The sequence below is a fragment of the Pseudohaemophilus parahaemolyticus genome, assembly GCF_938021905.1.
GTDB lineage: Bacteria > Pseudomonadota > Gammaproteobacteria > Enterobacterales > Pasteurellaceae > Haemophilus_A > Haemophilus_A parahaemolyticus_B.
In genome coordinates this window covers 1-5,844 of sequence record NZ_CALIFA010000083.1, presented here as the reverse complement: position 1 = coordinate 5,844, position 5,844 = coordinate 1, and the positions used below count along the sequence as shown (strand labels likewise).

The following is a 5,844-nucleotide window of genomic DNA, read 5'->3' as shown; positions in this document are numbered from 1 at the left end:
TATGGCAAAAAAAGATTACTACGAAGTCCTTGGCTTGCAAAAAGGGGCGAGCGAGAACGACATCAAACGTGCGTACAAACGTTTAGCGTCTAAACATCACCCCGATAAAAACCAAGGCAGTAAAGAAGCGGAAGAAAAATTCAAAGAAATTAATGAAGCCTATGAAGTGCTAAGCGATAGCCAGAAAAAAGCAATGTATGACCAATATGGTCACGCTGCTTTTGAACAAGGCGGTGGCGGTGCAGGCGGCTTTGGCGGATTCGAAGGCTTTGGTGGCAGCGGTTTCGGTGGCTTTGAAGACATCTTCAGCGAAATGTTCGGTGGCGGTTTCGGTGGTAGCGGTGGTCGCCGTCAACGTGTCGTGCGTGGCGATGACTTACGTTATGACATCGAAATCACCTTAGAAGAAGCGGTAAAAGGCTGTAAAAAAGATATTCGTCTTTCTACATTAGCTGAGTGTGATACCTGCCACGGTAGTGGTGCAGAAAAAGATTCTAAAGTGGAAACTTGTCCGCACTGCCACGGTTCAGGTCGAGTACGCCGTCAGCAAGGCTTCTTTATGACCGAAAGCCTCTGTCCGACTTGTCATGGTACAGGTAAAAAAATCGAAAAACCGTGCCACTCTTGCCACGGCGACGGACGTGTTCAAAAAACGAAAAGCTTATCCGTTACCATTCCAGCAGGCGTAGACACTGGTAACCAACTCCGCTTATCAGGTGAGGGGGCAGCAGGCGAGAATGGTGCACCAGCAGGCGATTTATATGTGGTGATTCACGTTCGTGAACACGAAATTTTCGAGCGTGATGGCTCAAATCTTTACTGTGAAGTGCCAATTAGCTTCACTCAAGCGGCATTAGGCGGAGAGATTGAAGTGCCGACTTTAGAAGGCAAGTTGAAACTCAAAATCCCAGCAGAAACACAAACGGGTAAACTCTTCCGTGTACGTGGTAAAGGAGTGGCAAGCCCTAGAGGTGGCTACGCAGGTGATTTAATCTGCAAAGTGATTGTTGAAACACCAGTAAAATTAAGCGAAGAACAAAAAGAGCTTTTGCGCAAATTAGAAGAAAGTTTTGATGGCAAAGGGAAACATCGCCCTCAGCAAGAAGGCTTTTTAAATAGCGTGAAGAATTTTTTTGGAAATTTAGGCAAGTAATAAAAAAGGACTAAGGTTTGATCTGCACCTCAAAAGTTAGACTAAACTTCTAACGGATTAAGGTGTAGATTTTTTATAACTAAATACAATCAACTTTTCAAACAACAAGTCGTGAATTGCTATTTCGAATATCACAAAAATCTTGCTTTCACTCTGAAGTATTTCAATTTACCTAAAAGAACCGTTGGATTGCACAATACAAATATTTCGGCAATGAATGACTGGTATACGCAGCAAAAAATGAACCTCACTCCAAGCCTAAAGGTCGGTTAAGTGTGAGCTTCCACCACCCAAAATAGAAGAACGTTTACGCCTATGCATCCTTGGATTAGAAGTAGAGGCTGCTTTTATAAAAATGCAAGCCCTTCGTTTTATCCATTTTACATTGCGTAAGTAATAACTTTCACCACTTTAGAAACCCCACGCACATTACGAGCAACCTCAGTGGCTGCATCTGCTTGTGTGTGCGAAAGTTTACCGATTAAGAAGACTTCACCATTTTCGGTAATCACTTTGACTTCTGTAGTTTTCACTTCACCATTTAAAAGAAGCTTAGACTTAATTGTCGTGGTAATCCAGCTGTCCATCGCCACTTGTGAAGCACTAATGACTTCGCCTGTGCGAATTTCATTAACCACTTCTTTCACTCCTTCTACTCCAGCAGCAATGTTTTTGGCTGTTTCAGCAGCGGTATAGCTTGGGACCTGTCCAATTAACAATACTTTGGCGTTATAAACCACCACATTGATACGAGCTTCGGTTTTTAATTGAGCATCATTGTTGAGATTTTGAGCGACTCTTTCTTCTAAAATTTCATCATCCACTTGTGTACCTGTTGAGCGTGGATCCGTCGCGACTTTCCCCGCAACAGCTGCGGTTGTCACCACAGCGGTGGTAATACAACCTTGTAATGAGAGTAATGCCGTGCCAAATAAGAGCGTTAAAAGGCTTTTTTTAACTAATGTTTTCATATCTGTTCCTCTGAAACAAAAAGTAAATGATCAACCAATTCGCACAGTAAATTCACGCAAAATAAATGTCCTTCGATAATCCGTGCTTCGTTGATGGAGGGGAACGCAATTTCAATATCATCTTCCTCAAGCAAGCCTTGAGTGTGTTCATTGTGGCTGCTGGTAAAAACGATGACATCCAAGCCTTCGCCTTTTGCAAAATGGATCGCATTTAAGACCGCTTCTTCATTACCAAGGGGCGAAAAGCAAACGAAAATATCGCCTTCCCGATACACAGCTTGTAGCTGTTTTTGGTAGAGCAGATCAAGCTCTTTGCGTTGAACCGCCACCCCTGCCACTGTGCCTGTGAGGTCTAATTGCACCGCATAAAGCGTTGGGCGAGCCAGCTCATATTGATGCAATAAATGGCTGACCAATAACTGCGCATTACCGTAAGAACGCCCGTGCCCGCAAACAATAATTTTATTGCCACGTAACAAACAGCCTTGCATCTGTTTTGCTGCTTGTTCCAACTTTGCGGGCAATAATTCGGTTGCGGCAATTTGGAGTTGGATACTTTCGGTAAAGCTATTTTGGATTTTTTCTAACATCATAATGTTGGCATTATCCTAAAAAATTGGGTAACCAAAGAGGCGGATTATCTCCCTCAAAGGCAACCACATCGAAACGGCATTTTGCGGTGTCTAAACTCTGCTTACGCTTGGTAAATAACCACATATTCGCCGCATTGCGCCATTTCTGCTGCTTGCGATAATCGATGCTTTCTACTGCGCTACCAAAGCGGTTCGATTTACGTTGGCGAACTTCTACAAACACGACAGTATCGCCATCTGCCATCACTAAATCTAACTCGCCACATTTAAAAGTCTGGTTAGCCGCAATGAATTTCAGCCCTTGCGTTTCTAAATAAGCTCGGGCTTTTTGCTCATAAAGCGAACCTTGTGACCGCTTGTTACTGAGCTTGCTCAACAGCGCCATTGTGATATTGCAACCAAGATAAATTACGCTCGATATTACAATTTTGGCCTGCGCTTAACACGCCTGTTAAGCCAGACACTTTATAACCAGGGATTTTACTTAACTCATTGAATTTATTTGCCAAAGACCACGCATCCGCCCCCATTGCGTATAAACGCATTTTGGCAAAATCACCCGCTGATAAGTTCGCTGATTTTTTGTATTCATCTGAATTTGAATCAGCTAACAGCGGAATTTCACTGAATTTCACACCTTCCATCGCGGTATAAAAATCGGCATCATTCGTTGGCGAATTGGTGCGTGAAGAAGTATAAATCGCCAGCTGATCTTTTAATGGAGAAGCGTCAATTCCTTGCTTAATCAACACCACATCATCTGGCGAACCGAGCAAATACAAACCACCTTGCGTGATACCCGCACTTAAAATGGATGCAATCGCATCTTCGGCAGAAGAGTAATAACGCACATCTGCATCGTTACCAGTGAGCTGACGCCAACGTTGTGCGAAAGTATCGCCCGAACGTTGTCCTACATCGCCTTGTGGTACGGAAACAATCACATTGCGTTTACCTTCATTGTAAATACGATCTGCCGCTGCTTTCGCTTCGGCTTCTGGCGCTAAGCCGTAGTAACAAACTTGTGGAATTGCTCTCGCATTTGGCGTTGCATTTAATGCCAATAAATTCACATTGTTAAGCTCTGGGCTACTTAATGCCGCATCCACATTCTCTTTCAACAATGGACCAACAATCGTGCTTGCACCTTCTTGTTTCGCTTGTGCAAGCAGGCTATTAACATCCGCCGCCGCGGTGTCGTAAAAACGCACCATCGTGCCATCATTACCGCGTGCATCATTAAAGCCTTTTTGCACCAACTGCCCTAAAATTTGCGCATCACCACTTAACGGCAATAACACTGCCACGCCATTAAGCTGCGTTTGTTGGTAGCTTGCTACATTTTGTAACTCAGCAGGCATCACATTGACCGCACTATGATTTGGATATTGCGCCTTCCATTGATTCAACGCCTGTTGCATTTGTGCTGGATTCATCACATTTTGATTGTAAAGCGAAATCAAGGCAATCCAACCTGCAAATTCCACTTCGCCCGCTTGCGGTTGAACTTGTTCAATCCCGCGATTAGCCTTTCTGAGTGTATTCCAAATAATATCGTTATTCTCTTGGCGAGCTTTGTTATCAAACAAATAACCGTTCATCAACGAACGTGCACGCACAATTTCTTCCCCATTTTTATGGTTTTCCGCTACTTGAGCTTGGGTTTGGTAAACACGCAACATTTGTGCTTGGCTAAGCGGTTCATTTTTCGCATTATTTTGCAAATTTCTCAACCCGTTTAAGGCTTCATCATTTTTGCCTTGCAATGCTGCAAGTTGAGCAGAAACTAACGCATATTCTAATTTTTGCACAGGGTTTTCTTGAATATCTTTCATAAATGGCGTGAGCTCATTTAACGCATCTTGTGCTTCGTCTGCTTTATTTTCTTCCACCAACTTACGCACCGCCAAAAGCTGATAAGAAACCTTATCTTCTTTCTCTTTTGCTTGATCTGCTTTGTTAATGTAAAACTCAGAGCTTGCATACGCCTCATTTTTCATTGATTCCGTCACTAAATTAGGCGAACTACAAGCTGCCACTAAAAGAGCAACGAGAGTTGGGACAAAAACTGTTTTCATTTTTTGTCGAAGTGCTACTGCCATTTTATTCTCCCTAAAATGCATAAAAAAAGTATAATGCGGTAATGTTTTAAATCTTACTTATCAAATATCTGAAAATCAAATGAAAAACGAACAAAACGGCATTTTATATATCGTTGCCACCCCGATTGGTAATTTAGGCGACATCACTCAACGTGCATTAGACACCTTCGCACAAGTCGATTTAATCGCCGCCGAAGATACCCGCCACAGCGGTTTATTACTCAGCCATTACGGCATCAAAAAGCCCTTTTTTGCCCTACACGACCACAACGAACAGCAGAAAGCGGTCGTTTTAGTCGAAAAATTAACCAAAGGCGAAAATATCGCCCTGATTTCAGATGCGGGCACACCACTCATTAGTGACCCAGGCTTTCACCTCGTTCGCCACTGCCGACAAGCAGGCATTCGCGTTGTGCCTGTAGTCGGTGCTTGTGCTGCGATTGCCGCATTAAGCTGTTCAGGCATTGCCTCAGACCGTTTTTGTTTCGAAGGGTTCTTGCCCGCCAAAACAAAATCACGTTGCGATAAATTAGAAGCCTTAAGCGAAGAACCTAGAACGCTGATTTTCTACGAATCGACCCACCGCATTTTAGACACACTTGCGGATATGCAAAAAATCTGGGGATCTGACCGCTATATCGTGATGGCAAGAGAACTCACTAAAACGTGGGAAACCATTTACGGCGATACGCTCGTCAACTTAATCGAATGGCTGAATGAAGACAGCAACCGCACTAAAGGCGAAATCGTGCTGATTGTGGAAGGCAAACCCGAAACCGAAGAGGAAAGTTTCAGCCCGCAAGCGGTTAAATTATTCCAACTTTTAACCAACGAAATGCCAATGAAAAAAGCCGCTAGCATCGTGGCAGAGACTTTTGGCTATAAGAAAAATGCCCTTTATCAGTTTGGATTGGGGCATTTTGAGAAATAGGATAACCTTGTAAGAAATAAAAAAATCCCACAATTTGATCTGCACCCCAAAAGTTAGACTAAACTTCTAACTGATTAAGGTGCAGATTTTTTAT

6 protein-coding genes are annotated in these 5,844 nt (G+C 43.2%); 2 read left to right on the top strand and 4 right to left on the bottom strand.

The window, feature by feature from the left end:
• Position 1: 1 nt before the first annotated feature.
• Positions 2-1,153, top strand: a complete 1,152-nt coding sequence (dnaJ, locus tag QMF79_RS09345; protein ID WP_281773630.1) for a molecular chaperone DnaJ — start codon at positions 2-4, stop codon at positions 1,151-1,153.
• A gap of 380 nt (positions 1,154-1,533) precedes the next feature.
• Here dnaJ and dolP read toward each other — a convergent pair whose 3' ends face one another.
• From dolP to QMF79_RS09325, 4 genes are read right to left on the bottom strand one after another with little or no spacing between them, the layout of a single operon-like run.
• Positions 1,534-2,124 carry a division/outer membrane stress-associated lipid-binding lipoprotein gene (dolP, locus tag QMF79_RS09340; protein WP_281773629.1) on the bottom strand — a complete coding sequence of 197 codons (591 nt, stop codon included), beginning with the start codon at positions 2,122-2,124 and terminating at the stop codon, positions 1,534-1,536.
• Positions 2,121-2,714: a D-sedoheptulose-7-phosphate isomerase gene (locus QMF79_RS09335; RefSeq protein WP_111312946.1), complete on the bottom strand. Its 594-nt coding sequence runs from the start codon at positions 2,712-2,714 to the stop codon at positions 2,121-2,123. The genes dolP and QMF79_RS09335 overlap by 4 nt, the downstream gene beginning before the upstream one ends.
• Positions 2,715-2,727: 13 nt before the next feature.
• On the bottom strand, positions 2,728-3,102 hold the full coding sequence (locus tag QMF79_RS09330; protein ID WP_281773628.1) for a YraN family protein: 375 nt from the start codon (positions 3,100-3,102) through the stop codon (positions 2,728-2,730).
• Positions 3,077-4,819, bottom strand: coding sequence for a penicillin-binding protein activator (locus QMF79_RS09325; protein WP_281773627.1), 1,743 nt, complete (start codon positions 4,817-4,819; stop codon positions 3,077-3,079). Before QMF79_RS09325 ends, QMF79_RS09330 begins: the two co-directional genes overlap by 26 nt.
• A gap of 79 nt (positions 4,820-4,898) precedes the next feature.
• Between QMF79_RS09325 and rsmI the strand changes: the two genes are divergently transcribed.
• Positions 4,899-5,750, top strand: a complete 852-nt coding sequence (gene rsmI, locus QMF79_RS09320) for a 16S rRNA (cytidine(1402)-2'-O)-methyltransferase (RefSeq protein ID WP_281773626.1) — start codon at positions 4,899-4,901, stop codon at positions 5,748-5,750.
• Positions 5,751-5,844: the final 94 nt, after the last annotated feature.

What these genes read in the sequence shown, in the direction of transcription:
- QMF79_RS09325 (WP_281773627.1), bottom strand. Translation starts at nt 4,819, where the DNA reads ATGGCAGTAGCACTTCGACAAAAAATGAAAACAGTTTTTGTCCCAACT.
- dnaJ (WP_281773630.1), top strand. Translation starts at nt 2, where the DNA reads ATGGCAAAAAAAGATTACTACGAAGTCCTTGGCTTGCAAAAAGGGGCG.
- dolP (WP_281773629.1), bottom strand. Translation starts at nt 2,124, where the DNA reads ATGAAAACATTAGTTAAAAAAAGCCTTTTAACGCTCTTATTTGGCACG.
- rsmI (WP_281773626.1), top strand. Translation starts at nt 4,899, where the DNA reads ATGAAAAACGAACAAAACGGCATTTTATATATCGTTGCCACCCCGATT.
- QMF79_RS09330 (WP_281773628.1), bottom strand. Translation starts at nt 3,102, where the DNA reads ATGGCGCTGTTGAGCAAGCTCAGTAACAAGCGGTCACAAGGTTCGCTT.
- QMF79_RS09335 (WP_111312946.1), bottom strand. Translation starts at nt 2,714, where the DNA reads ATGTTAGAAAAAATCCAAAATAGCTTTACCGAAAGTATCCAACTCCAA.